Below are 353 nucleotides of genomic sequence, written 5' to 3' on the forward strand. Positions count from 1 at the left end.
TTCCGGTTTTCATACCCCGAGAACGTCAGCCGTCCGCCCCCATACTTCTTGCTGCCGAGATAGTGAAATCGGTGGACTCCAATCTGGAGGAAGTTCGGGTACAGTGTGCCTGACGATGAGCTGTAATATGGGTCGAACACTAGTGGCTGAGCGACGTTGCGCATGCACACCTCGCGGTACGATACATCGCTCACGTCGCCACCTCGCGACGAACTAGACTTAATCCGCAAGCCGTTTCCGTTTGGACTGTCGCCTCCATCCATCGTCAGATCAACAACCGCGACGTTGCTGATTCCCGCATTCGTCTCGCTGCCAATCGACATGCCGTGTCCATAGTAGAAGTGGTTATGCGC

General features: G+C 55.2%; 1 protein-coding gene. It reads right to left on the reverse strand.

What is annotated here, in order from left to right; translation table 11 throughout:
• A partial coding sequence (locus EVC45_RS45235; protein ID WP_248295564.1) for a glycosyl hydrolase family 28 protein occupies positions 1 to 323 on the reverse strand: 323 nt, incomplete at its 3' end.
• Between the last annotated feature and the right edge of the window lie 30 nt (positions 324 to 353).

Source organism: Paraburkholderia sp. UYCP14C, assembly GCF_004197395.1.
Lineage (GTDB): Bacteria > Pseudomonadota > Gammaproteobacteria > Burkholderiales > Burkholderiaceae > Paraburkholderia.